The sequence below is a fragment of the Pseudomonas versuta genome (assembly GCF_001294575.1).
Lineage (GTDB): Bacteria > Pseudomonadota > Gammaproteobacteria > Pseudomonadales > Pseudomonadaceae > Aquipseudomonas > Aquipseudomonas versuta.
Map to the genome: position 1 here is coordinate 3,486,968 of NZ_CP012676.1, position 26,324 is coordinate 3,513,291.

A 26,324-nucleotide genomic window follows, 5' to 3' on the forward strand; every position below is an offset into this window, starting at 1 on the left:
TTAAGTGAACAGCAGGGTTTGAGGCCTTGCCCGCGATTGCTTTTGTGGAATGAATTGAACATGACGACCCCACGTACTTCCAAAGCCACACGCCACAAGCCCAAGTCCGCTGCAGAGGCCAAACCGGTCGAGCCGCGCGTCAAGCCCAGCCTGCACCCGCGCAACCGTCACCAGGGCCGTTACGACTTCCCGCAGCTGATCTCGGTCTGCCCTGAACTGGCCGAATTCGTGATCATCAACCCGTATGGCAAAGAGAGCATCGACTTTGCCAACCCGACCGCCGTACGCGTATTCAACCGCGCCCTGCTCAAGGCGTTTTACGGCATTGCTCACTGGGACATCCCGGCTGACTACCTGTGCCCGCCGGTTCCCGGGCGCGCCGACTACGTGCACTTCCTGGCCGACCTGCTGGCCAGCATGAACGACGGCGAAATCCCCCGCGGCCAGAACGTGCGCGTGCTGGACATCGGCATGGGCGCCAACTGCGTCTACCCGCTGATCGGCCATAGCGAATACCGCTGGCAGTTCCTGGGCACTGAAGTCGACCCGACTGCAGTCAAGGCGGCCAAGGCCATTGTGCAGTCCAACGGTCTTAACAAAGCCATCAGCCTGCGCCTGCAGCCTAACCCGCAGAAGATCCTGCTGGACCTGCTGGAGAGCACCGAGCGTTTCGACCTGACCATGTGCAACCCGCCGTTCCACGCGTCCCTGGACGAGGCTACACGCGGCAGCGAGCGTAAATGGCGCGCACTGGGCAAGGCAGATCCCAAGCGCAAGCTGCCGGTTCTGAACTTTGGTGGCCAGGCGGCCGAATTGTGGTGTGAAGGCGGCGAGCAGCGCTTTGTGACTCAACTGATCCGTGAAAGCGTGCAGGTGGGCCGCCAGATCCTGTGGTTTAGCGTACTGGTGTCCAAGGCGTCTAACCTGCCGGCAATCCAGACCGCGCTGAAAAAAGCCGGAGCGCGTGAAAGCCAGGTCGTCGACATGTCCCAGGGCAACAAGCAAAGCCGCTTTGTGGCCTGGACATTCCATGACAAGGATCAGCAGCAAATGTGGCGCGAAAAAAACTGGAAGTAAGCACCCCGTAACCCCGTAGGAGCGAGATTGTCTCGCGATCTTTTACACAATCAAAAGATCGCGAGACAAGCTCGCTCCTACAAGGGAAGACGGTGTTTTCAGGATTTGCACCCATAAAAAAGCCGCGCTTCGAAGTGATTCGAAGCGCGGCTTTTTTGAATCAGTCTTACTTGTTAACAGCGTCAGTCAGGCCTTTGGCCACAACGAGCTTGATAACTTTTTTGGCTGCGATTTCGATGGCAGCGCCAGTCGAAGGGTTACGGCCAGTGCGGGCAGGACGCTCGGTCACTTTCAGTTTGCCAATACCTGGCAGAGTGATTTCGCCGCCATTTTCCAATTGATCAGCAACGATCTGGGCCAGTTGGTCCAGAGCGTTACGCGCGGTAGTTTTTGGCGCGTCGATAGCTTCAGCGATATCGGCGATCAGTTGGTCTTTAGTAATAGCCATTGAGATGTTCCTTCCCTATCAAATTCATTTGGTTTGCAGAGTGCAATGTCAGCCATCGAGCCAGATCTCAAGGGTCTGGCACACCCGCCAGCTTTCACGACGAATCGCGGATGTAGATAGCTAAAACGGGGTTTGGTTCGACCTGACATATGCTGAATGCATGCATTGCGCCGTTTCCGAGCGCAAGACCGGGCAAAACTAGCACAGAGACAGCGAAATATCCGCCTCTACCTAGCCATTTGGTCAGCTTTATAGGCTTAAAACCGTAAAAAAACCGTCAAGCCCCGTCTCAAGCGCCCCAAACCCCGACCCTGCGCTCAGGTGCGGTACACTTGGCGCCTTTGCGGGGTGTGCACCCTGTCCTCTCATTACTCGCCGAGAAGCCCATGCCGATCCGTCACTGCATCGTCCATTTAATTGAAAAAAAACCCGACGGTACGCCCGCTGTTCTCCACGCCCGCGACTCTGAACTGGCCGAGTCTCAAGCCATCGAGAACATGCTCGCTGACCTCAACGAAAGTTATAACGCCAAGCAAGGCAAGGCCTGGGGTTTTTTCCATGCCGAGTCGGGGGCCCATCCGTTCAGCGGCTGGCTCAAGGAATACCTGGACGGTGGTACGGACTTCACCGCCTTCAGCCGCGTGGCTGTGGAGCACCTGCAAAAGCTGATGGAAGAATCCAACCTGTCGGTGGGCGGTCACGTGTTGTTCGCCCATTACCAGCAGGGCATGACTGACTATCTGGCCATCGCCCTGCTGCATCACAGCGACGGCGTAGCAGTGAACGCGGAGCTGGACGTGACGCCTTCGCGCCATCTGGACCTGGGCCAACTGCACCTGGCCGCACGGATCAACATTTCCGAGTGGCAGAACAACAAGCAGTCCAAGCAGTACATTTCGTTTATCAAGGGCAAGAACGGCAAGAAAGTCTCGGAATACTTCCGCGACTTTATCGGTTGCCAGGAAGGGGTCGACGGCCCCGGCGAGACCCGCACCCTGCTCAAGGCGTTCAGCGACTTCGTTGAAAGCGAAGACCTGCCTGAAGAGTCGGCCCGCGAAAAAACCAAGACCCTGGTCGATTACGCCAGCAGCCAGGCCAAGATCGGTGAACCGATGGGCCTTGTCGAGTTGTCCGAACTGATCGACGAAGAGCGCCCGAAAGCCTTCTATGACCATATCCGCAACAAAGACTACGGGCTGTCCCCGGAAATTCCGGCAGATAAACGCACCCTGAACCAGTTCCGCCGCTTCACCGGACGCGCCGAGGGCCTGTCCATCAGCTTTGAAGCGCACCTGCTGGGCTCCAAGATCGAATTCGACGAAGAAGCCGGCACGCTGGTGATCAAGGGCCTGCCTACCCAGTTGCTCGACCAGCTCAAGCGCAACAAGTAATGCTCAATGGCATCTTGAAGAAAGTCCTGTTTGTTCTGGTGGTGGTGGTCATCTTCCAGAACTGGGGCAAGATCGAGCGAGTGCTTCACCCCTCGGCCGCGGTGCCCGAGCAAACCCGGGCCAGTGCCCGGGTGGTGCTGTATGCCACCGAGTGGTGCGGCTATTGCAAGGCCACCCGGCGCTTTCTGGATCAGAAAGGCATCCCGTTCCAAGAGTTTGATATCGACAAGGATGCCGCCGCCCGCCAGGCCTATGAAGCCCTGGGCGGACGCGGAATTCCGATTCTGGACGTGAACGGCACCTTGCTCAGAGACTTCAACCCCGATGCGATAATGGCTGCGCTGAAATAACGCTGCGGGTCAGCAAAACCGTAACTTCCCCCGAATCTGATCGCCGGCAAGCCGACTGCCGCAGTTTTTGTGTGAGTCGGCTTGCCGGCGATTCAATTCAGGCAAACCGATTCCCACTGCTGCTTTTGTGGGAGCTGGCTTGCCGGCGATGCAAGCGGCCCGTGCTTATTGACCCACCGCCTCAATCCGGAACCCGATCCGCGGAAAATGCACATGCACGACCCCGGCCCGTGGATCCTCGCGACGCACTACCAGCTCTTCTGCGCCGATGTAGACCAATTCGCCCTCTACCGGATCAACCCCATAGTCCGTTGCCGCAACGGTCACGCGCTGGCCTTTGCTAAAGCCAAACCCCGAATCGAACTCAGGCAAGGCAACCGGCTCGGCACCTTTGGCAACCGCCAGCGCCTGCTCGGCAGTCATTTCAATCGGGGTGCCCTGTCCGAAGTCCAGAACGCGCTGCAACCAGGCTGAAACTGCCGGATACGCATCAACCAGAGGTGCAGTCACAGGCGTGGCCTTGAGGAACCACAGCGAGTGCGCCAGCGCAAAGTCGGCAATTGAAGGTTTACCGAACAGGTAGTCACCCTGCTCATGCTGCAACTGCTGCTCCAGCCGCGCCATGATCACCGGCCATTGCAATAAAGCCTGCTCGGCGGGGACACGGGTGGCACTGCCACCGCTGAACAGGCCAGCGCGATCGGCCACGAACGCCTTGAGCATTTCCGGCGGCATTTTGGCAAACCTCACCGCCGCAGACTCTGGCTGGAACACCAGGCTTACTGCATGCTGAAACACCACCGAATCAGCCCACGCGGCAAAGGCACTGACCACCAGCTCCTGACCCAGAGGAAACAGTGCTGGTGCCGATTTCTCCTGCTCCAGTCGGCGCGCAATCAAAGCGGTGTCGCAGTAAATATCCGCTCCGGCCTGCAATACCGGAGTCTTGCGATAACCACCGCTCAGCGCTGTCAGCTCAGGCTTGGGCATCATGGGCGGGATGTGTACCGAGTGCCACGCAAGCCCCTTGAAGCCCAGTAGAAGGCGTGCCTTTTGTGCGAAAGGGGAAGCTGCGTAGTGATGAAGAATCAACTCTGACATTCAAATATCCGCCGCAAAAGAGTGAGCCCGCAGCATAACGCACTTAATCAAACTGACCTGCCTGGCTTTGCACCAGGCATTCCTTGGCACTTTTCTTGAGCTTTTTGATCAGTCGTTCCTGGCGCAACGCTTCGCCTTTATCAGGCCAGGATTCGGTATAGACCAGAGCAACGGCCGGGCTGGAAGCGAAAAAACGTGCGCCTTTGCCACTTTGATGCTTGGCAAAACGCCGCACCGGATCATCACTGATCCCGCAATACAGCGAACCGTTAGCGGCCCGTACCAGGTACACAAACCAGGGTTTGCAACACAGCGGATCTGAAAGGGCCTGAGTCATGACTGGGTCCGTGGCGGGCAATCTATGCACAATAATATTCAATGCTGCGAAACATTAAGGGCTTCAAATCTTTTCGCTCTGCGCATTCACATACAAGGCCCGCCCTGCGCCGAGCCCGGCAGCGATGGCAATGATGCCGATCACGCCGAAAATCCAGCCCACCGCGCTCCAGCCACCGGTCATTTCATGCACAACACCCACCGCCAGTGGCCCCATAGACGCCACCGTGTAGCCGATCCCCTGGGCCATGCCCGACAAGTTGGCCGCCACATGGGCATCCCGTGAGCGCAGCACGATCAAGGTCAGCGCCAGGCTAAACGCCCCGCCCTGCCCCAGGCCCAGCACAATCGCCCAGCCCCACAAGCCATCCAGCGGTGCATACAGGCAGCCAAACAGACCGGCCAGAGTCATGCTCATCATCAATACAATTGCCAGCCGCTGGTCTTTGCCACGTGTCGACAGCCAGGGGGCACTCAGTGCGGTGATCAGTTGCACAATGACTGAACCCGACATCACCAGCCCGGCCTGAGTCGGGGTCAGGCCTCGACCGATCAGAATCGAAGGCAGCCAGCCAAAAACGATGTAGGACAGCGAGGACTGCAAACCCATGTACAACGTCACTTGCCAGGCCAGAGGATCACGCATCAGGCCACTCACCCGATAGGCCACCTTGTGCGCCCCCTGTCGCTTGCCTGCCTGGGGCAGCCAGAAAATGGCCGCCACCAGCGCAGGTAACGCCCAAAACCCGAGCCCCAGCGCCCAGCTGTCATTCAGATAATTGCTCAACGGCACGGTCGCACCCGCCGCCAGTGCGGCCCCCAGGCACAAGGCCATGGTGTAGACCCCCATCATCGTTCCGGCATGCCCGGCAAAATCGCGCTTGATGATGCCGGGCAACAACACACCGATCACACCAATACTGGCTCCGGCCAGAATACTTCCGGCAAAAAGCCCGACTTCCCCCAGGCAACTGCGCAGGGCAATTGCGCCGCCCAATGTAAGAAGAATGCCCAGCACTACCCGTTCCGTACCGAAACGCCGGGCAAGGATCGGCGCCAAAGGCGCAAATACGCCCAGGCAAAGCACTGGCAAGGTGGTCAACAAACCCGCCTGGGCCGCAGACAACCCCAGGCTGTCAGACACTTGAGAGAGCAATGGCGCCATGCTCGACAACGCCGGACGCAGGTTCAGCGCCACCAGCACCAGCCCCAACAGCAACAACCACGCACGCACCACCACAGGCGCTTGCTGCACTTGCTCGTCGTCGGCTTCGGCATCGATCAGCAGCTCCTCCAGATCATCCAGATGACGCACCGGTTCGGTGCTGTTTATCGATGGCGAGGCATTGCGCGGCATGGGAACTCCGGTTTGGGCAGTCAAGAAGTCCGGCAGAACGCCATGACTTGATAGCGGGAAGTGTCTGACGTGAAGCAGGCCAGTCAGCACATTCCTCTGAAAAGTTTGCCGACATGGTAGTCAGCACCCTGAGCAAGGGCAATCAAGTGCGGGTTAAAAGGTGGGCAAAGTATTGGCGGGGCGGGAGATGGCCAGCGCCACAAAACTGTAAGAGCGCGCTGTTTACGAAGCACTGAAGAGCTCGCGAGCAAGCTCGCTCCTACAGGATATGTGCTGTTAATGCAGAATCTGATTCAGGGACAGTTTGGTCCGGACATGTTCTGCGGGGACGGGAGATGCCTAACGCCACAAAACTGTAGGAGCGAGCTTGCTCGCGAGCTGTTTACCGAAGCACGCAAGAGCTCGCTCCTACAGGATGTGTGCTGTTAATGCAGAATCTGGTTCAGGAACAGTTTGGTCCGGTCATTTTGCGGGTTGTCGAAGAAATCGTTCGGGGCGGCCTGCTCGACGATTTCACCCTTGTCCATAAATATCACCCTGTTGGCCACGGTACGGGCAAAACCCATTTCGTGGGTTACGCAGAGCATGGTCATGCCGTCGTCGGCCAGGCCGATCATGGTATCCAGCACTTCCTTCACCATCTCCGGGTCAAGCGCTGAAGTCGGCTCATCGAACAGCATGATCTTTGGCTTCATGCACAGTGCCCTGGCAATCGCTACGCGCTGCTGCTGCCCCCCGACAACTGCCCCGGGAACTTGTGCGCCTGCTCCGGAATCCGTACCCGCTCCAGATAATGCATGGCGATTTCTTCAGCCTGACGCTTGGGCATCTTGCGCACCCACATCGGCGCCAGCGTGCAGTTTTGCAGGATGGTCAGGTGCGGGAACAAGTTGAAGTGCTGAAACACCATGCCGACTTCACGGCGCACCGTTTCAATCTGCTTGATGTCGTTGGTCAGCTCGACCCCATCGACCACGATGCGCCCTTGCTGGTGCTCTTCGAGCCGGTTAAGGCAGCGAATGGTGGTCGACTTGCCCGAACCGGATGGCCCGCACAATACAATCCGCTCACCCGGCTGCACATTCAGGTTGATGTCCTTGAGCACGTGGAACTGGCCGTACCATTTATTGACGCCCTGCATTTGAATAATGCCTTCAGGGCTCGCAGGTTTCTTGATTGCTTCACTCATGTCGCACTCCTACCTAACGCTTGTGGCCAGTGTCCAGCTTGCGCTCCAGATGCATGGAGTAGCGGGACATACCAAAACAGAAAATCCAGAACACCAACGCCGCAAACACATAGCCTTCGGTCGCCATACCCAGCCATGTCGGGTCGGCAGCAGCTTGCTTGACGCTGTTGAGCAGGTCGAACAGGCCGATGATGATCACCAGGCTGGTGTCCTTGAACAGGGCGATAAAGGTATTGACGATGCCGGGGATCACCAGCTTCAGGGCCTGGGGCAGAATCACCAGCCCCATGCTGCGCCAGTAACCCAGCCCCATCGCGGCGGCCGCTTCGTACTGACCTTTGGGAATGGCCTGCAAACCACCGCGTACCACTTCCGCGACATAGGCCGACTGGAACAGGATCACGCCAATCAAGGCCCGCAGCAATTTGTCGAAGTTCATGCCCTCAGGCAGAAACAACGGCAGCATCACCGATGACATGAACAGCACGGTGATCAACGGCACGCCGCGCCAGAACTCGATAAACGTCACACACACCACGCGAATCGCCGGCATGTCCGAACGTCTTCCCAGCGCCAGCAAAATCCCCAACGGCAAAGCACCTGCGATACCGACCGTGGCAATCACCAGCGTCAGCATCAGGCCGCCCCACTGGCTGGTGGCCACGTTGCTCAGCCCCCAGTAACCGCCATGCAGCAGGCTGTAAGCCAGCACCGGGTACACCACCAAAAAGCCCAGGCCGTAGATCGCCTTGTGCTTGAAGCGCGAGATAAACAACGGCGCGATGCCGATCACGGCCAACCACACCGTCAGGTCGACCCGCCAGCGCAAGTCACGCGGGTAATAGCCGTACATGAACTGGCCGAAGCGCTGCTGAATGAAGACCCAGCAGGCGCCGTCCTTGGTGCAGTCGGCCCGGGTAGTGCCCACCCAATTGGCGTCAAAGATCGCCCAGCTCAAGAGCGGTGGCACGATCAACCAGATCAGATAAAAGGCAAACAGCGTAAGCAAGGTGTTGAGCCAACTGGAAAACAGATTGGCCCGGGCCCAGGCGACGATGCCGATGCGGTTGCCCGGCGGCGGCATGTCAGGTTTGAAAACATGAGTCGTCATAGTCCCGTCCTCATCGCTCGATCAGCGCAATGCGCGTGTTGTACCAATTCATCAGCAGCGAAATGCTGATGCTGATGGCCAGGTAAACGCTCATGGTGATGGCAATGACTTCAATCGCTTGCCCGGTCTGGTTGAGTACCGTGCCGGCAAACAGTGAAACCATTTCCGGGTAACCGATGCCCGCCGCCAGCGACGAGTTCTTCACCAGGTTGAGGTATTGGCTGGTCAGCGGCGGAATAATGACCCGCAATGCCTGCGGGATGATCACCTTGCGCAGCGTCGGTCCGGGGCGCAGGCCCAGCGAGCGCGCGGCTTCGGTCTGGCCATGACTCACCGACTTGATGCCCGAGCGCACGATTTCAGCAATGAACGCCGCCGTATAAACGGTCAATGCGATGGTCAGCGCCAGCAACTCCGGTATCAGCACCCAGCCGCCTACAAAGTTGAAGCCCTTGAGCTGCGGCATTTCCCAGTGCACCGGCGAGCCGAAGATCAACATGCACACGCCCGGAATCAACAGCATCAGGCCCAGCCCGGCCCAGAACTTGTGAAACGGCACGCCGGTCGCTTCAAACCGCTTGTTGGCCCAGCGCGCCATCAGCACCACTGCCACAATCGCCAGCAACACGCTGACTACAAATGGCCAGAACGCATCGGTACCAATGGCCGCCGGCATGTTCAGGCCGCGGCTGCTCATATAGAAAGTGTCAGCAAAGTTGTGACTGTTGCGTGGCCCCGGCATGGTCAGGAAGACCGCGAAGTACCAGAACAGAATTTGCAGCAATGGCGGGATATTGCGGAATACCTCAACGTAAACCGTTGCCAGTTTGTTGATCATCCAGTTAGGCGACAACCGGGCAATACCGATAATAAAACCCAGAATGGTCGCCAGGATCACGCCTATTACCGACACCAGCAGCGTGTTCAGCAGGCCGATCACAAACACCCGGGCATAACTGTCCGACTCGGTGTAATCAATCAAATGCTGCGCAATGCCAAACCCGGCACTGCGTTCAAGAAAGCCAAAACCCGAAGTGATACCCCGGTGTTGCAAGTTGGTCTGGGTGTTGTTGAACAGATACCAGCCCATGAAGACCACCAACGCGACAGTGATGATCTGAAATAACCACGCACGCACACGTGGATCGCTGAGGCTGAGCCTCGGCTTGGGTGCGCCGACTTTAGTCTGCATGAAGTGCCCCTGAAAAAATGGATCAGAACGTCACCCGGTGGTTGGCCCACCGGGTGACAGGTCCATCAGCGCACAGGTGGTGCGTATTGGATGCCGCCGTTGTTCCACAAGGCGTTCAGCCCGCGGTCGATGGCCAGAGGAGTGCTTTTGCCGAGGTTTTTCTCAAACACTTCGCCGTAGTTGCCGACCTGGCTGACGATCTGCACCACCCAGTCTTTTGGCAGCTTCAGGTCTTTGCCATATTCGCCGTCAGCACCCAGCAAGCGGGCAACATCGGGGTTCTTGGTGGATTTGGCTTCAGCCAGGACGTTTTTCGAGGTGATGCCGGCTTCTTCAGCATTGAGCATGGCGAACAGGGTCCACTTGACGATGCTGAACCAGTCCTCATCACCCTTGCGAACTACAGGGCCCAGGGGCTCCTTGGAGATGGTTTCGGGCAATACCACGTAGTCCTTCGGGTTCGCCAGTTTGCTGCGCTGTGCATAAAGCTGCGACTTGTCGGAAGTCAGCACGTCGCAACGCCCGCTTTCCAGCGACTTGGCGCTTTCGTCGGAGGTGTCGAAGGTGATCGGGGTGTATTTCAGGTTATTGGCCCGGAAGTAATCCGACACGTTGAGCTCAGTGGTAGTACCGGCCTGGATGCAAATGGTTGCACCGTCCAGTTCCTTGGCACTTTTTACCCCCAGCTTGTTATTGACCAGAAAGCCGACGCCGTCGTAATAAGTGACCCCGGCAAACACCATGCCCATGCCCGCATCACGGGAACTGGTCCAGGTGGTGTTGCGTGACAGCACATCGACTTCGCCCGACTGCAGCGCGGTGAAACGCTCCTTGGCGTTCAACTGGCTGAACTTGACCTTGGTTGCATCGCCAAATACCGCTGCGGCCACTGCGCGGCAGATATCGGCATCGATCCCCAGAATTTTGCCATCCTTGTCAGGCACCGAAAAACCCGGCAAACCATCACTGACGCCACACTGCACAAAACCCTTCTTTTTAACGCCGTCGAGCGTTGCGCCTGCGTGAGCAAAACCACTGACACTCAATACGATGGCTGCGGTGGCCAAAGCCAGAGTGGATTTCAACTGCTTCATTCAAACCTCCAAGTGCTGCTTTTGTTGTGTTTGAACAAGACCCGCCGCCCCCTTGTGAGGCGCTGTTGACCCGTGTTGGCTTTTTATTGGGTCAAGCGGCATAAGCCTTGAGCGATAGATGTATCGCACGAACCTTCAAACTGAAGCGCTCACTTGAGCTGCTGAATTCCTTGTCGAACTTCAACGTCAGGCTTTTTTGCAGTCCCCCCGTCGGCAGTAGCCTGTTAGTGTTACCGGCGAAGGTGAACGCATTAACGTCCCTGTCCACATAGCAAAGCGCGTACCACTCTGGAGACTTAATCGTTTCAGGTCGCAATTGCAGAAAAAACGTTCAGGCAGGCGACATCTTCCATAACTTTCTTACGAACACGCACCTTTGCCGCGCACCCATGCAGCGCGCACGCACAATGATGGAGCAGCCATGACCGAACCCCTGATTATCCAGCCCCAAAAGACCGCAGATGCCTGTGTTATCTGGCTTCACGGTTTGGGCGCCGACCGTTATGACTTCATGCCGGTGGCCGAGATGCTGCAACAGACGTTATTGACCACCCGTTTTGTTTTGCCCCAGGCCCCCACCCGCGCGGTGACGATCAATGGCGGTTATGCCATGCCCAGCTGGTACGACATCAAGGCCATGAGCCCGGCACGTTCTATCAGCGAAGAAGAGCTGGAAGAATCGGCCGCCACCGTCATCAAGTTGATCGAAGAGCAGAAGAGCAGCGGAATAGACGCCAGCCGGATTTTCCTCGCCGGATTTTCCCAGGGTGGCGCCGTGGTGTATCACACCGCTTACGTGAGATATGAAGGTGCATTGGGTGGCGTACTTGCCCTCTCCACCTATGCCCCGACGTTCACTGACGTACTGCCGTTAGCCGCCAGTCAGCAGCGCATCCCTGCCCTGTGCCTGCATGGCCAGTACGACGAGGTCGTCCAGAATGCCATGGGCCGTACGGCCTATGAACGGTTGAAGGCTGCAGGAGTGGCCGTAACATGGCAGGAATACCCAATGGGTCATGAAGTGTTACCCAAAGAGATCAGCGACATCGGTGCCTGGCTGACCAAACAACTGGGCTAAAACCGAAACATCCTGTCGTTCACTACGCCGAGCACGCGACTTGCATTACACTGCCCGGCGTACACTCCTTAACCAACTGATGAGATGACCGTGCTCAAAGCACTCAAAAAAATATTCGGTAAAAGCGAGGCTGAGCCACTCGCATCAGCTTCAGTGACACCTTCGAGCATCACCAGCCCGCGCACCGACGCGCAACAGCCTGGTCGCTCTGCTCCTGCTCAAGCCTCGGTGAACACTCCCGACGTACAGCCCGCTCCTGAACCGGTACAGATCGAACAACCCAAAGTTGCAAAACCACGGCGTGAAGCGGCCCCCAAGCCGCCGGTCATACCCTGGAAACTCGAAGACTTCGTGGTCGAACCGCAAGAAGGCAAAGTCCGCTTTCACGACTTCAAGCTCGCCCCGGAGCTGATGCACGCCATTCAGGATCTGGGTTTCCCGTATTGCACCCCGATTCAGGCAGGCGTACTGGGCTATACCCTCAGCGGCCGTGACGCCATCGGTCGCGCCCAGACCGGCACCGGCAAAACGGCCGCATTCCTGATTTCGATCATCAGCCAGCTGACCCAGACCCCGCCGCCCAAAGAACGCTACATGGGCGAACCGCGCGCGCTGATCATTGCGCCGACCCGCGAGCTGGTGGTGCAAATCGCCAAAGACGCAGCCGACCTGACCAAGTACACCGACCTCAATGTCATGACATTCGTCGGCGGCATGGACTTCGACAAGCAGCTCAAACAGCTTGAAGCCCGTCATTGCGACATTCTGGTAGCCACTCCGGGCCGTCTGCTGGACTTCAACCAGCGCGGTGAAGTGCATCTGGACATGGTCGAAGTCATGGTGCTCGACGAAGCCGACCGCATGCTTGATATGGGTTTTATCCCGCAAGTACGCCAGATCATTCGCCAGACCCCGCCGAAAGCCGAGCGCCAGACGCTGCTGTTCTCTGCGACCTTCACCGAGGACGTGATGAACCTGGCCAAGCAATGGACCACCGACCCGGCCATTGTCGAAATCGAAGCGCTCAACGTCGCCAGCGACATGGTAGAGCAACACGTTTACGCGGTTGCCGGGGCAGACAAGTACAAGTTGCTGTTCAACCTGGTGAACGACAACGGCTGGGAGCGGGTCATCGTTTTCGCCAACCGCAAGGACGAAGTGCGCCGCATCGAAGAACGCCTGGTGCGTGACGGCATCAACGCCGCGCAACTGTCGGGTGACGTGCCTCAGCACAAACGCATCAAGACCCTCGAAGGTTTCCGCGAAGGCAAGATCCGCGTACTGGTGGCCACCGACGTGGCAGGTCGCGGGATTCACATCGACGGGATCAGCCACGTCATCAACTTCACCCTGCCCGAAGTGCCGGACGACTACGTGCACCGTATTGGCCGTACAGGCCGGGCGGGCGCCAGCGGTGTCTCGATCAGTTTTGCCGGTGAAGACGACTCGTATCAATTGCCGTCGATCGAAGCGTTGCTGGGCAAAAAAATCAGCTGCGAAACACCGCCGACCGAATTGCTGCGACCTGTAGTACGGGCCGTGCGCAAGCCCCATGATCCGACCGTAACGGCCTGATCACCTCCCTGTAGGAGCGAGCTTGCTCGCGAGCTTTTAACGGCTCGCCAGCAAGCTCGCTCCTTCAGGGGCCACGCCGTTATTTCTTCCAGCGGTCCGCTGCTTCCTCATCGCTCACGCGACCTTCGACCCAACGCGGGCCATCCGCGGTCTGTTCCTTTTTCCAGAACGGCGCCCGGGTTTTCAGGTAGTCCATGACAAAGGCGCAGGCATCGAATGCGGCCTGACGATGGGCACTGGCCACGCCGACAAAGACTATCGGCTCGCCCGGCTCAAGCGCCCCAACACGGTGCAACACTTCAAGCTTGAGTAGCGGCCAGCGCTGTTCGGCTTCAAGCACGATCTTGCCCAGGGCTTTCTCGGTCATGCCCGGGTAGTGTTCCAAGAACATCCCCGCCACATCGCGCCCGTCGTTGAAGTCACGCACATAACCGACAAAACTCACCACCGCGCCCACCCCCAGGTTGGCCGCGTGCAGCGCATTGACCTGCGCCCCCGGATCGAAAGCTGCCGCTTGCACCCGCACCGTCATGTTCAGCCTCCCGTCACGGGCGGGAAAAACGCCACTTCGTCGCCGTCCGCCAAGAGCTCGTCAGGCTTGCACAGTTCCTCATTGCGCGCACACATCAGGTTCGACTCGGCCAATACCTGCCAGGCCCCGCCCCGCTGCATCAGGTACCCGCGCAACTGATCGATGGAGCTGAACTCACCTTCCACTGTTTCGCCATCCAGCCCCAGGGCTTCACGGTAGCGAGCAAAAAACACCACCTTGAGCTTCATGACGCGTCAGCCTGAAAGTGCCCGCTCTTGCCGCCGAGTTTTTCAAGCACGCGCAGGTTTTCGATCGTCATGCCGCGATCGACCGCCTTGCACATGTCATAAATCGTCAGGGCTGCGACGCTGGCGGCGGTCAGCGCTTCCATCTCGACTCCGGTCTGCCCCGACAGTTTGCAGCGGGCCACGATCAGAACCGCATCACTGCCCTGGGCACTGAGCTCAACCTTGACGCTGGTGAGCATTAGCGGGTGGCACAACGGGATCAGATCCGAGGTTTTCTTCGCCGCCTGAATGCCGGCGATCCGCGCCACGGCAAAAACATCGCCCTTGGGGTGACCGCCACTGACGATCATTTCCAGGGTTTCAGGGCGCATGCGCACCACGGCTTGGGCCGTCGCCTCACGGGATGTCACGGCTTTATCGGTGACATCGACCATGTTGGCGCGGCCTTGGGAATCCAGATGAGTCAGCACAGGGGGGGTACTCCAGAGGGGAGCTGCGATTGTAAACCCGAGGTTCGGTTCAAGGCCATCGACCCCGCGAATACCCCGCATCAGAACATCGAATTGGCCGCCTGCTCGTCTTGGCCGTACAACGGTTGAAACTTTGGAGGCCGTACTCATGCCACTTTTTGTTGCCATTGCCCTGAGCCTGCTTGCCGGTGCTGCAGTGCCCTTGCAAGCCGCCAGCAACGCCCGGCTGGGGGTGACGCTGGGGCATCCGTTCTGGGCCACAGTCATTTCATTGCTGGTCAGCAGCGTCGCCATTGCGCTGGTGATGCTCATCGTCAAAGTCCCGCGGCCCAACCTTGGCGCCCTGCTGAGCGGTCCCTGGTGGATCTGGCTCGGCGGCCTGGCCGGAGTGTTTTACATCACCGTCGCGCTGATCAGCGTACCGCGTCTGGGCGCACTCAATTTCATCATGGCCGTGGTACTGGGCCAGCTGATTATTTCGCTGGTGATTGATTACTTCGGCTTGCTCGGGCTGCCAAAGAACACCCCGGGCCTGCAGAAAATACTCGGGGTGAGCGTGGTACTGGCAGGGTTCGTGATTGCCTCACGGGGCTGACGAAATGACTCAACTGCCCCAACAGCAATACTGCCAAAACTGTAGGAGCGAGCTTGCTCGCGAGCTCTTCAATATCAAAAGCTCGCGAGCAAGCTCGCTCCTACAGATCGAAAGGTCGGGAGGTCGGGAGGTCAAAGGATCAGGCGCTGACCTGTTTGACCAGTTCGCGCAGCCAGCGATGGGCCGGGTCCTGGTTAAAACGGTTATGCCAGGCCTGCACATAGTTGAACGGGGCAACCGTCAGCGGCGGTTCCAGCGCCACCAGCGTGTCCCCAAGCGGCACGTTGGCCAAGGTGCGGGTGGCCACGGTGAGGATCAAGTCGGTGCCGGCAATCATCCCGGGCGCCGCGCCCCAATGAGGCACGTTGACCGCCACCCGACGTTTTAAACCACGGGCCCGCAACACGTTATCGACTTCACCCCGGGTGTTGCCGTCCATCGACACCAGCAGGTGCGGGCGCGCCAGGTAGCTGTCCAGATCAAGCACACCATTTTCAGGGAGAGAACGACGGTTGAGCAGGCAGGTAAAGGTTTCTTCAAACAGCACCTCAGTGCAGATATCCGCCCCCAGAGCGGGAAACACACCGATGGCCAGGTCGATCCTGCCCTGCCCGACTTGCTCAAGCATGCCCTGGCGGCTGTCCTGGATCACCACCAGCGAGGTGTCCGGCGCCTGCGCCCGGAGTTGCACCAGCAATTTTGGCAGCACGATCGCCGCCCCGTAATCGGACATGGCGATGCGGAAGGTGCGTTGCGAGTCTGCCGGCACAAAGTCGATGGACTGGCCGAGCAAGGTTTCAATCTGCCCCAGGATCTCCTTGAGCGGTGCCTGAAGGTTTTGCGCCAACGCACTGAGCACGACCTCGTTGCCCTGGCGAATCAGCAACGGATCATCGAGCAACACCCTGAGTTTATTCAGCGAGTGGCTGATGGCCGGCTGACTCAAATGCAAACGGACGCCGGTACGGGTCACGTGTTTTTCAGTCAGCAGCGCATCGAGCACTACCAACAAATTCAGATCGATATTGCGCAATAACACCCGACTCTCCTGTCTTGGCCAACTCCTAGGGAGCGCTTCATGCTTGAACCCGAACAACACACTGAAACAGCGCGTAAGCGGAGCAAGCTTACCTCAGGCTACGTTTTATACGCGCTTTTAGCCGTGGTGCCATTGCTGCTCGCCTGGGCCGTATGGCACTGGCAGCAACCGGCGGCCGTTGCTTTTGCAGCGACGCCGGTGAAGGTGGCAGTGGCTACCGTCAGCAACCGGCCACTGGTCAGTTATGTGCAAGCCATCGGCGAGCTGGAAGCGGTGCAAGCAGTCAGCGTGCCCGCCGAGATCGGCGGGCGGATTGTCGAGCTGCCGATTGAGTCCGGACAACGCGTGAGCCGCGGGCAGATTCTGGTTCGGCTCAACGATGCGCCACAGCGCGGGCAATTGCTGCGCTTGCAAGGCCTGCTCGACAACACCCGCACACGCCTGGAGCGGATGAAACAACTGATCGGCGCCAATGCCATCTCCCGTGAAGCGCTGGACAACGCCCAGGCTCAATACACGGCTGCCCGCGGCGCTGTGCAAGAGCTGATCGCCGAGATCGAGCAACGTACGATTCGTGCCCCCTTTGCCGGAACCCTGGGTATCCGGAAAGTGCATTTGGGCCAATACGTGAATGCCGGTGACACCCTGATCAATCTGCTCGGCAACCAGGGCCTGTACGTCAATTTCAGCGTGCCCGAACAAGTTGCATCGCGCTTTACTCCCGCCAGCACGTTGCAGGTCGAGCTCGACGCCCTGCCCGGCCAGCCTCTGACAGCGGTGCTCAACAGCATCGATCCGTTCCTCGACCGCTCGCGCACCCTGAGTCTGCAGGCCCGCCTGCAAAACCCGCCCGACAGCGCCTTGCCGCGCATGTTCGCCCGAGTGCGATTACCCCTGCCCCTGCCCGCAAATACCCTGAGCGTGCCTGAAACAGCCGTCACCTACAGCGCGTATGGCGAGGATGTCTATGTCGTCAACCCTTCGCTTACGCCCACCGTGCGCCGGGTTTCAGTCAAAACCGGTGAGCGCCGGGATGGCCGGGTAGTGATCAGCCAGGGAGTGGCCGCCGGTGATCAAGTGGTGATCAGCGGCCAGATCAAACTCAGCGATGGCGCCAGCATCGAGCCCGTCCTTCATAGCGCCCTGAGCGTAGATGCGGGAGCCGGCGAATGAAATTCACCGATATTTTCGTCCGCCGTCCGGTGCTCGCCCTGGTCGTGAGCCTGATCATCCTGTTGGCCGGGCTCAAAGCCTGGATGGACCTGCCGGTCCGTCAGTACCCGTTACTGGAGAGTTCGGTGATTACCGTCACTACCGACTATCCCGGTGCTCCGGCCGATCTGATGCAGGGCTTTGTTACCCAACCGATCAACCAGTCACTGGCCTCGGTGGAAGGGGTGGATTACATCAGTTCCTCGTCGGTGCAAGGCCATAGCGTGATTACCTTGCGCATGGCCCTCAACCAGGATTCGGCCAAAGCCTTGAGCGAAGTGATCGCCAAGGTCAATCAGGTCAAATATCGCCTGCCGGAACAGGCCTACGACCCGGTCATCGAGCGCTCGGCCGGTGAGGCAACGGCTGTGGCCTATGTCGGTTTTTCCAGCGACACGCTCTCGGCCGCAGCCATGAGCGACTACCTGAGCCGGGTAGTACACCCCTTATTCGCCACCCTCGAGGGCGTGGCCAAAATCGAGACCTTTGGCGGCCAGCGCCTGGCGATGCGTGTCTGGCTCGACCCGCAGCGCATGGCCGCCCACGGCGTCAGCGCCGATCAGGTTGAGCAGGCGATCCGCGCCAACAACTTCCAGGCCGCGCCGGGGCAGATCCAAGGTCAGTACGTAATCTCATCGATTCAAGTCAACAGCGACCTGAGCACCCTTGATGAGTTTCGCCAACTGGTGATCAGCAACCGCGGCGACCACCTGCTGCACCTGGGGGACATAGCCGAGATCGAGCTGGGCTCCGCGGCCTACGAAACCAGCGCCCTGATGGACGGCAAACCCGCCGTACACCTGGGCCTGTACGCCACACCCGGGGGCAACCCGCTGCAGATCGTCGAGGGCATCAAGCGCCTGCTGCCCGAGATCCGCAAAACCCTGCCGCCGGGGGCCGAAACTGCGCTGGCGTTCGAGACCGCGCACTTCATTGAGGCATCAATCATGGAGGTCATCAAAACCCTGATTGAGGCCATGTTAATCGTGGTGGTGATTATTTATCTGTGCCTGGGCTCGTGGCGTAGCGTGCTGATTCCGATCCTCAGCATTCCCCTGTCCCTGATGGGCGCACTGGCCTTGATGGCGCTGGCCGGTTTCAGCATCAACCTGCTCACCCTGCTGGCAATGGTGCTGGCTATCGGCCTGGTGGTGGACGACGCCATTGTGGTCACCGAAAACATCCACCGCCATATCCGCCAGGGTCTGGCTGCGCAGCAGGCGGCGCTGATCGGCGCACGGGAAATAGCCTCGCCGGTCATCGCCATGACCATCACCCTGGCGGCGGTATATCTGCCCATCGGCCTGATGAACGGCCTGACCGGCGCCCTGTTCAAGGAGTTTGCCCTGACCCTGGCGGGCGCCGTGCTGGTGTCCGGGGTGATCGCCCTGACCCTGGCCCCGGTGATGTGCGCCAAACTGCTGCCCGCAGGTGACAACGAAGGCCCCATGGGGCTGCTGGCCCGGCGTTTCTTCCAGCGCTTGTCGCGCAGCTATCAGCGAGCCCTGGTGCACTCGTTGCGTCGCCGCGGCGCAGTGCTGGGGTTTGGCTTGCTGGTGCTGCTCAGCTTGCCGCTGCTCTATGGCCAGGCAGACAAGGAACTGGCGCCCAACGAAGACCAGGGCAACCTGTTGCTGGCAATCAAATCGCCGCAGCATGCCAATCTCGATTTTGTCGAGCGCTACGCCGGGCAACTGAGCCTGCTTCTCGGCGCCATCCCCGAAGCCACAGGCACCTGGATCATCAACGGCACCGACGGCATCGCGGCCAGCTATGCCGGGATCAATCTGAAGGAGTGGAGCCAGCGCGGGCGCAGTGCGGCGCAGATCCAGAGCGAACTTCAGCAGCAGGTGGATGCCGTAGAGGGCAACTCGATCTTCGTCTTCCAGATGCCCCCCCTGCCCGCCTCGACCGGCGGCTTGCCGGTGCAAATGGTGATCCGCAGCACTGAAGATTACCGCGCGCTGTTTCAGGCCATGGAAGTGATCAAGCAACAGGCCCGGGCCAGTGGTTTGTTCGCAGTGGTCGACAGCGACCTGGAGTTCAACAATCCGCTGACCGAAGTGCGCATTGACCGTAGCAAAGCCAACAGCCTGGGCATTCGCCTGCAAGACATCGCCAGCACGCTCGCGGTGCTGGCCGGCGAAAACTACACCAACCGGTTCGGCCTGCAGGGCCGCTCCTACGATGTGATCGCGCAAACCCGGGCCAGTCAGCGCATGACCCCCGATGCCCTGAACGGTTTCTATATCAACACTGAGGCCGGCACCCAAGTACCGCTGTCGACCGTGGTCAGCCTGCACAACGACATCCAGCCCAATCGCCTCAAGCAGTTCAACCAGCAAAACTCGGCAACCTTCCAGGCCATCCCGGCACCGGGCGTCAGCTTGGGTGAAGCGGTGGCCTTTTTGGCTGCACAAGGCGAACAACTGCCTGCCAGTTTCCACCATGACTGGCAGTCCGATTCGCGGCAATTCATCCATGAAGGCAACGCCCTGCTGCTGACCTTTGTACTCGCCCTGATTGCGATCTATATGGTGCTGGCAGCGCAGTACGAGAGCCTGCGTGACCCGTTGATCATCCTGATTACCGTGCCACTGTCGATCTGCGGCGCCTTGCTTGCGCTGGCACTGGGCTGGGCCACGCTCAACATCTATACCCAGATCGGCCTGGTGACCTTGATTGGGCTGATCAGCAAGCATGGGATTCTGATGGTGGAGTTTGCCAACGAACTGCAAGTGCTCCATGGCTACTCCCCGGCGCAGGCCATCATCCGCTCTGCATGCATTCGCCTGCGGCCGATCCTGATGACCACCGCGGCGATGGTCGTCGGCCTGGTGCCGCTGTTGTTTGCCAGTGGTGCGGGGGCCAGCAGCCGCTTCGGGCTGGGCATCGTGATTGTGGTGGGAATGATCGTGGGGACGTTGTTTACGCTGTTTGTATTGCCGTCGGTCTATACGGTGATCTCAAAGAGACGCCCCCAATACCTGCAGGATCGAGCTTACTCGCGAGCTGTTTAAAAGCTCGCGAGCAAACTCGCTCCTACAGGTTAATTGCCTCAGAGGTGAGATTCGGCGTACTCGGCCAGAATCGAACGCGGCACCCCTTGCAGGGCTATATGCACACCGTTGGGGAAATCCTTGAAACGCTCCGTCAGGTAGGTCAGCCCCGAACTGGTGGCCGACAGGTAAGGGGTGTCGATCTGCGCCAGGTTGCCCAGGCACACCACTTTCGAACCTGCGCCCGCACGGGTGATGATGGTTTTCATCTGGTGCGGTGTCAGGTTCTGGCACTCGTCAATCAGGATCAGGCTTTGCTGGAAGCTGCGGCCACGGATGTAGTTCAGGGATTTGAACTGCAACGGCACCTTGCTCAGGATGTAATCAACGCTGCCATGGGTGTTTTCGTCCTCCATATGCAAGGCTTCAAGGTTATCGGTGATGGCCCCCAGCCAAGGTTCCATTTTCTCGGCTTCAGTACCCGGCAAGAAGCCGATCTCCTGATCCAGCCCTTGCACGCTGCGGGTACAGATAATGCGCCGGTAACGCTTGCTGACCATGGTTTGTTCGATCGCTGCGGCCAGCGCCAGAATGGTTTTACCCGAACCCGCCGCACCCGACAGGTTGACCAGATGAATGTCCGGATCAAGCAAGGCAAACAGTGCCAGTGCCTGATAGATATCCCGCGGTTTCAAGCCCCACGCTTCCTGATGCAGCAGCGGCTCCTGATGCAGGTCGAGTATCAGCAGGTGGTCCTTGCGAATCTCCTTGATCCAGCCGACGAACCCCTGTTCATCAATGATGAACTCGTTGATATGCACGGCAGGCAGGTTGTCGATCAACTGCACCTGGTGCCAGGTCCGACCATGGCCCTGACGGGTTTCGACTTTGCTGACCCGGTCCCAGAACGAGCCCGTCATGGTGTGATAGCCACGGGGTAGCAGCGCCACGTCGTCAACCAGCTGGTCAGTGCTGTAGTCCTCGGAGGCGATCCCGCACGCCCGGGCCTTGAGGCGCATGTTGATGTCTTTGGTCACCAGCACCACACGCCGCTCAGGGTCACGGGTGTGCAGATCGATCAGCTGGTTGATGATGATGTTGTCGTTGAGGTTTTCAGGGAGCAGCGCGTTAGGCTCCCTGCGCTTGTTCATCAGAATCGATAAAAAGCCTTTGGGACCGCTTTTGCCCCGCAGGATAGGTACACCCGCCTCGACGTCTTCGGGAGAAGACGCACCCAGTGTCTGATCAATCAGACGAATCGCCTGGCGACACTCCGCAGCCACCAGTAATTTTCCGGTTTTGAGTTTGTCGAGCTCTTCGAGCACGGTCATCGGGATGGTGACGTGGTGCTCCTCGAAATTGAGCAGCGCGTTTGGATCGTGAATCAGAACATTGGTATCGAGTACATAAAGGATTGGCTGGTTGGAAGAAGGAGTGCGTCCGTGATCATCCATACTCGGTCACCTTTGTGGGAGCCATTCGACGCAATACCACAACAGTGCTGCGCCTCGAAGTGACTGCCGAACTCATCTGATGCGTTCAGATGAATACCCTTCCCGATGGGTCCTGGAAGACGCCACCTGTGGTGCAGGTTTCGGCGGTCTGTCTTCGTAATACTCCTAAACGTGTGACAAAAAAAAGGATTTTTAACGAATAAAGAATTTATTTTTCAGAATGACGAATCGCCTTGGCGGATGCCCGAAGCGCAGCTAGAGTCAGAGGTCTATATGTAACTTTTTCTTACCCAAGCCCTGCAGGAGCGAGCTTGCCTCGCGATTTTTTAAACAGCTCGCGAGCAAGCTCCTACAGAGGTTTTGCGCAATCCGCCCAGCCAAGCCCGCTCTGCGCCGTTGCCTTCAATAGCCAGGGCAATGCGCTGCGCACCTTGTCCTGGGTATCGTGAAAAGCAATCACCCCGTGGCGCCACAACAACATCAGGCTCAATACCCGTTGTGCTGACTGCTCGGCCGTCATGCCGCCAGCCATGTCTTGCGAATCAATGTCCCACAGCGCCACCTTCACGCCTTGCGATTCAAAGAACCCTGCGCTATCCGCCCGACGCTGCCCATAAGGCGGACGAAACAGAGGAACGTAGTTCTGAGGCACCCCTTGTTTGACCAACGCCAGGCTGCGCAAAATCGAAGCCTGCCAGTCTTGCCAATGGCTGTGGGAACGATACTCCCAGCCCTGCACGCCCACGCACTGCCCCTGGTACAGCGCCTTCACTGCTGCTTCGGAGCTTTTATCGAGTCGGGCTTGCAGACTGTTACCCAGAACAAAGAACGTGGCACTGATCGATTGCTTGCGCAGATAGTCGGTCAACCAGTCCGTGTTACCCGGTGACTGCGTCGGGCCGCTGTCAAACGTCAGCATGAACAGCCGGTCATTCATCTCATCGCCGTTGAACTCATGATCCCCGAACAGGCCGATTTCACTGCTGATTTGCGGGAACAGCGCCGCCATGCGCAATTGCTCATCCAGATAGCGCCGGTGAAACTCGCGGGCCGGTTCGGCCCAGGCGGCATAAAACGAGTCATCGGCGACTTCGAACTTGCCCGCCTGCTCACGCAAACTGTCCATGTCATCGACGTAATAGCAAAACGATGCGTCCTGATCGCAGCTCTGCTGTGCAAAGTTGTAATTGGCCAGCAGCCGCAACCATAGCTTGCGCCGCAGGCTATCAATCTCATCGATGTTGATGACCTTCAGGTTCAGACGCTGCTTCAGAGCATTGTCATCAAGCGCCTCGCTGGCCAGCAAGGCGTGAGCGAAGGTCAGGATTTCTGCACGCGAGGCCACATCGAACAAGGCCGGGCTGTTCAGTTGTTCAGGCCATGTGCTGCGGTCCAGCGTCGCCGGTTCGTTCGGCACTGCCACTGCCGCCGAACACAGCAGCCAGGCGCAGAAAATAAGAGCAATGCGCACGGATCCGTCTCCCTTTAAAAAACTGCCAGCACTATAACCGCACCGTACCGTAGTCGCTGACGAGGCACGAGGCTGCGAAAGGATTTGTTGAAGGTCCTTCGGCCCTTATCGCAACCTCGTACCTCGTCAGCGACGAGGGCTTCCTATCACCACCATAGGTGGAGTCAAACCCCGCCAGCGCCTAGAATCGCCCGACGCTAAAAGGAGACGACCTCATGCTGATGGTGATTTCACCCGCTAAAACCCTCGATTACCAGACGCCGCCGGCCACTGCGCGTTTCACCCTGCCGCAATACCTGGACCACTCCCAGGAACTGATCGGGCAATTGCGCGAACTGAGCCCGCAACAGATTGGCGAGCTGATGCATTTGTCCGACAAGCTTTCGGGGCTCAACGCGGCCCGTTTCGGCAGCTGGACCCCGGCCTTCACTCCCGAAAACGCCAAGCAGGCGCTGCTGGCCTTCAAGGGTGATGTGTACACCGGCCTCAATGCCGTGGACTTCAATGAAGCCGACTTTGACTACGCACAGACCCATCTGCGCATGCTCTCGGGCCTGTATGGCCTGCTGCGGCCACTGGACCTGATGATGCCGTACCGCCTGGAAATGGGCACCAAGCTGGCCAATGCCCGCGGCAAGGACCTGTACGCCTTCTGGGGCACCCGCATCAGCGAATGGCTGAATCAGGCCCTGGCCGAACAAGGCGATGACGTGCTGCTCAACCTGGCGTCCAACGAATACTTCTCGGCAGTCAAAAAGCCGGCCCTGAACGCGCGCATCATCAACACCGAATTCAAGGACCTGAAAAATGGTCAGCACAAAATCATCAGCTTCTACGCGAAAAAAGCCCGGGGCATGATGAGCCGCTTCGTGATCAAGGAGCGGATCAATAATCCCGAACTGCTCAAACAGTTCGACGAGCAGGGCTACCGCTACAGTACCGAACAGTCAAAACCTGACCTGTTGGTTTTCCTGCGTGACCACGCCCCCGAATAACCCCCGCCTTTTTGACGCAGCTCTGTCCCGCAGAGCATGCGTCGCGCTGTAAATCCCCGCCTGAGGCACTGCATGAACTTAAATTCACTCGACAAATGTGAATTTTTTTCGTAATGGCACCCTGTTTTTTAATCGGTACTGGCACTTAACTATTAGTCACGACCAACTACCCGTTATTAAAGGGCCAAACCTTAAGTGCCATCAATATGAAAGCAGTGCCATCTTTTTCGAAATTGTTCATATCCCGGGAAAACGCGATCAACGGACCGGAACTATGTTCATAAGTGCTGCTCAGAGAATCCGTAACATTTATTACAAGGTTTGTAGGAAATGACTTACAACGACGGCACTAACTTCGATCGTATATAAGATTTAATAGACCGTGACCAACACGGTTGACAATCGCTCATCGCGATCCGCATGAAATCGCTTATCAACCAATGAGTTACAGCCAAAAACCGACAATACCAGGTTATGCCTGCGACCCGGCATGCCTTGTAATAAATGATCAGTTGCTCGCTTTAAGCACAACTTAAAACAGTTTGAAACTTAACGATGTCTGTTCCAGACGTTGCGGGCTTTATTTGCCGTAATTCCTGGTACGCCCCTACTTTAGATGACAGAGGTAAATGCGATGCGCATTAGCATATTTGGTTTGGGTTATGTCGGTGCCGTGTGTGCCGGTTGTCTCTCTGCACGTGGCCATGAAGTTATCGGGGTCGATATTTCCCAGGACAAAATTGATCTGATCAACCTCGGCAAGTCGCCCATCGTGGAACCCGGCCTGGGCGAACTGCTGGCCCAGGGCATTCAGACCGGACGCCTGCGTGGCACTACCAATTTTGCCTCGGCGATCCGTGAAAGCGATCTGTCGATGATTTGCGTCGGCACGCCGAGCAAGAAAAACGGCGACCTGGAACTCAACTACATCGAAGCGGTGTGCCGTGAAATCGGTGCAGTACTGCGTGACAAAACCTCGCGCCATACCATCGTGGTACGCAGCACCGTATTGCCGGGCACCGTGAAAAATGTCGTGATCCCGCTCCTTGAGCAATGCTCGGGCAAAAAAGCCGGTATCGACTTCGGGGTCGCAGTAAACCCTGAGTTCCTGCGTGAAAGCACCGCCATCGCCGACTACGACCAGCCACCAATGACCGTGATCGGCGAGTTCGACACCGCCTCCGGTGATGTGCTGCAGGCGCTGTACGAAGAACTCAGCGCCCCGATCATCCGCAAGGACATCGAAGTGGCCGAGATGATCAAGTACACCTGCAACGTGTGGCACGCCACCAAAGTGACCTTCGCCAACGAAATCGGCAACATCGCCAAAGCGGTCGGTGTGGATGGCCGTGACGTGATGGACGTGGTGTGCCAGGACAAAACCCTCAACCTGTCGCAGTACTACATGCGCCCGGGCTTTGCCTTCGGCGGTTCGTGCCTGCCCAAGGATGTACGTGCCCTGACCTTCCGCGCCGGCTCCCTGGATGTTGAGGCGCCGCTGCTCAACTCACTGATGCGCAGCAACGAATCGCAAGTCCAGAACGCCTTCGACATCGTCGCCAGCCACGACAAACGCAAAGTCGCCCTGCTCGGCCTGAGCTTCAAGGCCGGTACCGACGACCTGCGTGAAAGCCCGCTGGTTGAACTGGCCGAAATGCTGATCGGCAAAGGGTTCGAGCTGAGCATCTACGACACCAACGTCGAATACGCCCGCGTACATGGTTCGAACAAAGAGTACATCGAATCGAAAATCCCCCACGTCTCGTCCCTGCTCAACTCTGACTTTGACGCCGTCATCAACAACAGCGACGTGATCATCCTGGGTAACCGCGACGAACAATTCCGCGCCCTTGCGCAAAACGCCCCCCACGGCAAGCAAGTGATCGACCTGGTGGGCTTCATGTCCCAAGCCACCAGCGTCAGCGGCCGTACTGAAGGCATTTGCTGGTAACAAACCCTTTCCTGTAGTCGCTGCCGAAGGCTGCGAACAAGCGCGAAGCGGTTGCGCTT

23 protein-coding genes and 1 pseudogene are annotated in these 26,324 nt (G+C 58.4%); 10 read left to right on the forward strand and 14 right to left on the reverse strand.

Features of this window, described 5'->3' with window-relative positions:
• Positions 1-60 precede the first annotated feature (60 nt).
• Positions 61-1,077 (forward strand): 23S rRNA (adenine(1618)-N(6))-methyltransferase RlmF, encoded by a 1,017-nt coding sequence (gene rlmF / locus AOC04_RS15620; RefSeq protein WP_060694912.1) that lies wholly within the window; start codon positions 61-63, stop codon positions 1,075-1,077.
• A 166-nt stretch (positions 1,078-1,243) separates the two neighbouring features.
• Here rlmF and AOC04_RS15625 read toward each other — a convergent pair whose 3' ends face one another.
• Positions 1,244-1,525 carry an HU family DNA-binding protein gene (locus AOC04_RS15625; RefSeq protein WP_003440137.1) on the reverse strand — a complete coding sequence of 94 codons (282 nt, stop codon included), beginning with the start codon at positions 1,523-1,525 and terminating at the stop codon, positions 1,244-1,246.
• Between the two features lie 386 nt (positions 1,526-1,911).
• Between AOC04_RS15625 and yejK the strand changes: the two genes are divergently transcribed.
• Together yejK and AOC04_RS15635 are read left to right on the forward strand one after the other, a co-directional pair.
• A complete protein-coding gene (gene yejK / locus AOC04_RS15630) occupies positions 1,912-2,916 on the forward strand; it encodes a nucleoid-associated protein YejK (protein WP_060694913.1) in 1,005 nt (334 codons plus the stop codon).
• Positions 2,916-3,266, forward strand: coding sequence for a glutaredoxin family protein (locus AOC04_RS15635; RefSeq protein ID WP_060694915.1), 351 nt, complete (start codon positions 2,916-2,918; stop codon positions 3,264-3,266). The genes yejK and AOC04_RS15635 overlap by 1 nt, the downstream gene beginning before the upstream one ends.
• A 165-nt stretch (positions 3,267-3,431) precedes the next feature.
• On the opposite strand, the gene AOC04_RS15640 is transcribed toward AOC04_RS15635, so the two are convergent.
• The 7 genes and pseudogenes from AOC04_RS15640 to AOC04_RS15670 form a co-directional block, all read right to left on the reverse strand.
• Positions 3,432-4,367: a glutathione S-transferase family protein gene (locus AOC04_RS15640; RefSeq protein ID WP_060694917.1), complete on the reverse strand. Its 936-nt coding sequence runs from the start codon at positions 4,365-4,367 to the stop codon at positions 3,432-3,434.
• Between the two features lie 43 nt (positions 4,368-4,410).
• Positions 4,411-4,704, reverse strand: a complete 294-nt coding sequence (locus tag AOC04_RS15645) for a GIY-YIG nuclease family protein (RefSeq protein ID WP_060694919.1) — start codon at positions 4,702-4,704, stop codon at positions 4,411-4,413.
• 63 nt (positions 4,705-4,767) lie between these two features.
• The gene (locus tag AOC04_RS15650) at positions 4,768-6,060 is read right to left on the reverse strand and encodes an MFS transporter (RefSeq protein WP_060694921.1); all 1,293 of its coding nucleotides are present in this window, start codon (positions 6,058-6,060) and stop codon (positions 4,768-4,770) included.
• Positions 6,061-6,485: 425 nt separating this feature from the next.
• A pseudogene (locus tag AOC04_RS15655) lies at positions 6,486-7,249 on the reverse strand (amino acid ABC transporter ATP-binding protein).
• Positions 7,250-7,262: 13 nt separating this feature from the next.
• Entirely contained in the window at positions 7,263-8,360 is a 1,098-nt protein-coding gene (locus AOC04_RS15660) for an amino acid ABC transporter permease (protein WP_060694923.1), read from the reverse strand.
• Between the two features lie 10 nt (positions 8,361-8,370).
• Entirely contained in the window at positions 8,371-9,552 is a 1,182-nt protein-coding gene (locus AOC04_RS15665) for an amino acid ABC transporter permease (RefSeq protein WP_060694926.1), read from the reverse strand.
• Positions 9,553-9,617: 65 nt separating this feature from the next.
• Positions 9,618-10,646, reverse strand: a complete 1,029-nt coding sequence (locus AOC04_RS15670) for an amino acid ABC transporter substrate-binding protein (RefSeq protein ID WP_060694928.1) — start codon at positions 10,644-10,646, stop codon at positions 9,618-9,620.
• A gap of 421 nt (positions 10,647-11,067) precedes the next feature.
• Here AOC04_RS15670 and AOC04_RS15680 point away from each other — a divergent pair, with 421 nt between their 5' ends.
• Together AOC04_RS15680 and rhlB are read left to right on the forward strand one after the other, a co-directional pair.
• The gene (locus AOC04_RS15680) at positions 11,068-11,724 is read left to right on the forward strand and encodes an alpha/beta hydrolase (RefSeq protein ID WP_060694931.1); all 657 of its coding nucleotides are present in this window, start codon (positions 11,068-11,070) and stop codon (positions 11,722-11,724) included.
• Positions 11,725-11,808: 84 nt separating this feature from the next.
• Positions 11,809-13,299, forward strand: coding sequence for an ATP-dependent RNA helicase RhlB (gene rhlB / locus AOC04_RS15685; RefSeq protein WP_060694934.1), 1,491 nt, complete (start codon positions 11,809-11,811; stop codon positions 13,297-13,299).
• Between the two features lie 79 nt (positions 13,300-13,378).
• Here rhlB and moaE read toward each other — a convergent pair whose 3' ends face one another.
• From moaE to moaC, 3 genes are read right to left on the reverse strand one after another with little or no spacing between them, the layout of a single operon-like run.
• Positions 13,379-13,831, reverse strand: a complete 453-nt coding sequence (gene moaE, locus AOC04_RS15690) for a molybdopterin synthase catalytic subunit MoaE (protein ID WP_060694936.1) — start codon at positions 13,829-13,831, stop codon at positions 13,379-13,381.
• A 2-nt stretch (positions 13,832-13,833) separates the two neighbouring features.
• Positions 13,834-14,079 carry a molybdopterin converting factor subunit 1 gene (moaD, locus tag AOC04_RS15695; protein ID WP_060694938.1) on the reverse strand — a complete coding sequence of 82 codons (246 nt, stop codon included), beginning with the start codon at positions 14,077-14,079 and terminating at the stop codon, positions 13,834-13,836.
• Positions 14,076-14,549 carry a cyclic pyranopterin monophosphate synthase MoaC gene (gene moaC, locus AOC04_RS15700; RefSeq protein WP_060694940.1) on the reverse strand — a complete coding sequence of 158 codons (474 nt, stop codon included), beginning with the start codon at positions 14,547-14,549 and terminating at the stop codon, positions 14,076-14,078. Before moaC ends, moaD begins: the two co-directional genes overlap by 4 nt.
• 148 nt (positions 14,550-14,697) lie before the next feature.
• Here moaC and AOC04_RS15705 point away from each other — a divergent pair, with 148 nt between their 5' ends.
• Entirely contained in the window at positions 14,698-15,144 is a 447-nt protein-coding gene (locus AOC04_RS15705; protein ID WP_060694942.1) for a DMT family transporter, read from the forward strand.
• 139 nt (positions 15,145-15,283) lie between these two features.
• On the opposite strand, the gene AOC04_RS15710 is transcribed toward AOC04_RS15705, so the two are convergent.
• Positions 15,284-16,183: a LysR substrate-binding domain-containing protein gene (locus AOC04_RS15710; RefSeq protein ID WP_060694943.1), complete on the reverse strand. Its 900-nt coding sequence runs from the start codon at positions 16,181-16,183 to the stop codon at positions 15,284-15,286.
• Between the two features lie 39 nt (positions 16,184-16,222).
• On the opposite strand from AOC04_RS15710, the gene AOC04_RS15715 reads away from it, so the two are divergent.
• Complete coding sequence (locus AOC04_RS15715; protein WP_060694945.1) at positions 16,223-17,356, forward strand: efflux RND transporter periplasmic adaptor subunit; 1,134 nt, start codon at positions 16,223-16,225, stop codon at positions 17,354-17,356.
• On the forward strand, positions 17,353-20,415 hold the full coding sequence (locus tag AOC04_RS15720; RefSeq protein ID WP_060694947.1) for a MexW/MexI family multidrug efflux RND transporter permease subunit: 3,063 nt from the start codon (positions 17,353-17,355) through the stop codon (positions 20,413-20,415). The genes AOC04_RS15715 and AOC04_RS15720 overlap by 4 nt, the downstream gene beginning before the upstream one ends.
• 38 nt (positions 20,416-20,453) lie before the next feature.
• Here the strand turns inward: AOC04_RS15720 and AOC04_RS15725 are convergent, their stop codons facing one another.
• Positions 20,454-21,848 (reverse strand): PhoH family protein, encoded by a 1,395-nt coding sequence (locus tag AOC04_RS15725; protein ID WP_060694949.1) that lies wholly within the window; start codon positions 21,846-21,848, stop codon positions 20,454-20,456.
• Positions 21,849-22,197: 349 nt separating this feature from the next.
• The gene (locus AOC04_RS15730; protein WP_060694951.1) at positions 22,198-23,319 is read right to left on the reverse strand and encodes a polysaccharide deacetylase family protein; all 1,122 of its coding nucleotides are present in this window, start codon (positions 23,317-23,319) and stop codon (positions 22,198-22,200) included.
• Between the two features lie 215 nt (positions 23,320-23,534).
• Here AOC04_RS15730 and yaaA point away from each other — a divergent pair, with 215 nt between their 5' ends.
• On the forward strand, positions 23,535-24,314 hold the full coding sequence (yaaA, locus tag AOC04_RS15735) for a peroxide stress protein YaaA (protein WP_060694953.1): 780 nt from the start codon (positions 23,535-23,537) through the stop codon (positions 24,312-24,314).
• A gap of 634 nt (positions 24,315-24,948) precedes the next feature.
• Positions 24,949-26,265 (forward strand): nucleotide sugar dehydrogenase, encoded by a 1,317-nt coding sequence (locus AOC04_RS15740; protein ID WP_060694954.1) that lies wholly within the window; start codon positions 24,949-24,951, stop codon positions 26,263-26,265.
• The last annotated feature ends 59 nt before the right edge of the window (positions 26,266-26,324 follow it).

Bases quoted from the DNA above. Each gene is read 5' to 3' on its own strand.
- rlmF (WP_060694912.1), top strand. From the start codon at position 61: ATGACGACCCCACGTACTTCCAAAGCCACACGCCACAAGCCCAAGTCC.
- AOC04_RS15625 (WP_003440137.1), bottom strand. From the start codon at position 1,525: ATGGCTATTACTAAAGACCAACTGATCGCCGATATCGCTGAAGCTATC.
- yejK (WP_060694913.1), top strand. From the start codon at position 1,912: ATGCCGATCCGTCACTGCATCGTCCATTTAATTGAAAAAAAACCCGAC.
- AOC04_RS15635 (WP_060694915.1), top strand. From the start codon at position 2,916: ATGCTCAATGGCATCTTGAAGAAAGTCCTGTTTGTTCTGGTGGTGGTG.
- AOC04_RS15640 (WP_060694917.1), bottom strand. From the start codon at position 4,367: ATGTCAGAGTTGATTCTTCATCACTACGCAGCTTCCCCTTTCGCACAA.
- AOC04_RS15645 (WP_060694919.1), bottom strand. From the start codon at position 4,704: ATGACTCAGGCCCTTTCAGATCCGCTGTGTTGCAAACCCTGGTTTGTG.
- AOC04_RS15650 (WP_060694921.1), bottom strand. From the start codon at position 6,060: ATGCCGCGCAATGCCTCGCCATCGATAAACAGCACCGAACCGGTGCGT.
- AOC04_RS15660 (WP_060694923.1), bottom strand. From the start codon at position 8,360: ATGACGACTCATGTTTTCAAACCTGACATGCCGCCGCCGGGCAACCGC.
- AOC04_RS15665 (WP_060694926.1), bottom strand. From the start codon at position 9,552: ATGCAGACTAAAGTCGGCGCACCCAAGCCGAGGCTCAGCCTCAGCGAT.
- AOC04_RS15670 (WP_060694928.1), bottom strand. From the start codon at position 10,646: ATGAAGCAGTTGAAATCCACTCTGGCTTTGGCCACCGCAGCCATCGTA.
- AOC04_RS15680 (WP_060694931.1), top strand. From the start codon at position 11,068: ATGACCGAACCCCTGATTATCCAGCCCCAAAAGACCGCAGATGCCTGT.
- rhlB (WP_060694934.1), top strand. From the start codon at position 11,809: ATGACCGTGCTCAAAGCACTCAAAAAAATATTCGGTAAAAGCGAGGCT.
- moaE (WP_060694936.1), bottom strand. From the start codon at position 13,831: ATGACGGTGCGGGTGCAAGCGGCAGCTTTCGATCCGGGGGCGCAGGTC.
- moaD (WP_060694938.1), bottom strand. From the start codon at position 14,079: ATGAAGCTCAAGGTGGTGTTTTTTGCTCGCTACCGTGAAGCCCTGGGG.
- AOC04_RS15705 (WP_060694942.1), top strand. From the start codon at position 14,698: ATGCCACTTTTTGTTGCCATTGCCCTGAGCCTGCTTGCCGGTGCTGCA.
- AOC04_RS15715 (WP_060694945.1), top strand. From the start codon at position 16,223: ATGCTTGAACCCGAACAACACACTGAAACAGCGCGTAAGCGGAGCAAG.
- AOC04_RS15720 (WP_060694947.1), top strand. From the start codon at position 17,353: ATGAAATTCACCGATATTTTCGTCCGCCGTCCGGTGCTCGCCCTGGTC.
- AOC04_RS15725 (WP_060694949.1), bottom strand. From the start codon at position 21,848: ATGGATGATCACGGACGCACTCCTTCTTCCAACCAGCCAATCCTTTAT.
- yaaA (WP_060694953.1), top strand. From the start codon at position 23,535: ATGCTGATGGTGATTTCACCCGCTAAAACCCTCGATTACCAGACGCCG.
- AOC04_RS15740 (WP_060694954.1), top strand. From the start codon at position 24,949: ATGCGCATTAGCATATTTGGTTTGGGTTATGTCGGTGCCGTGTGTGCC.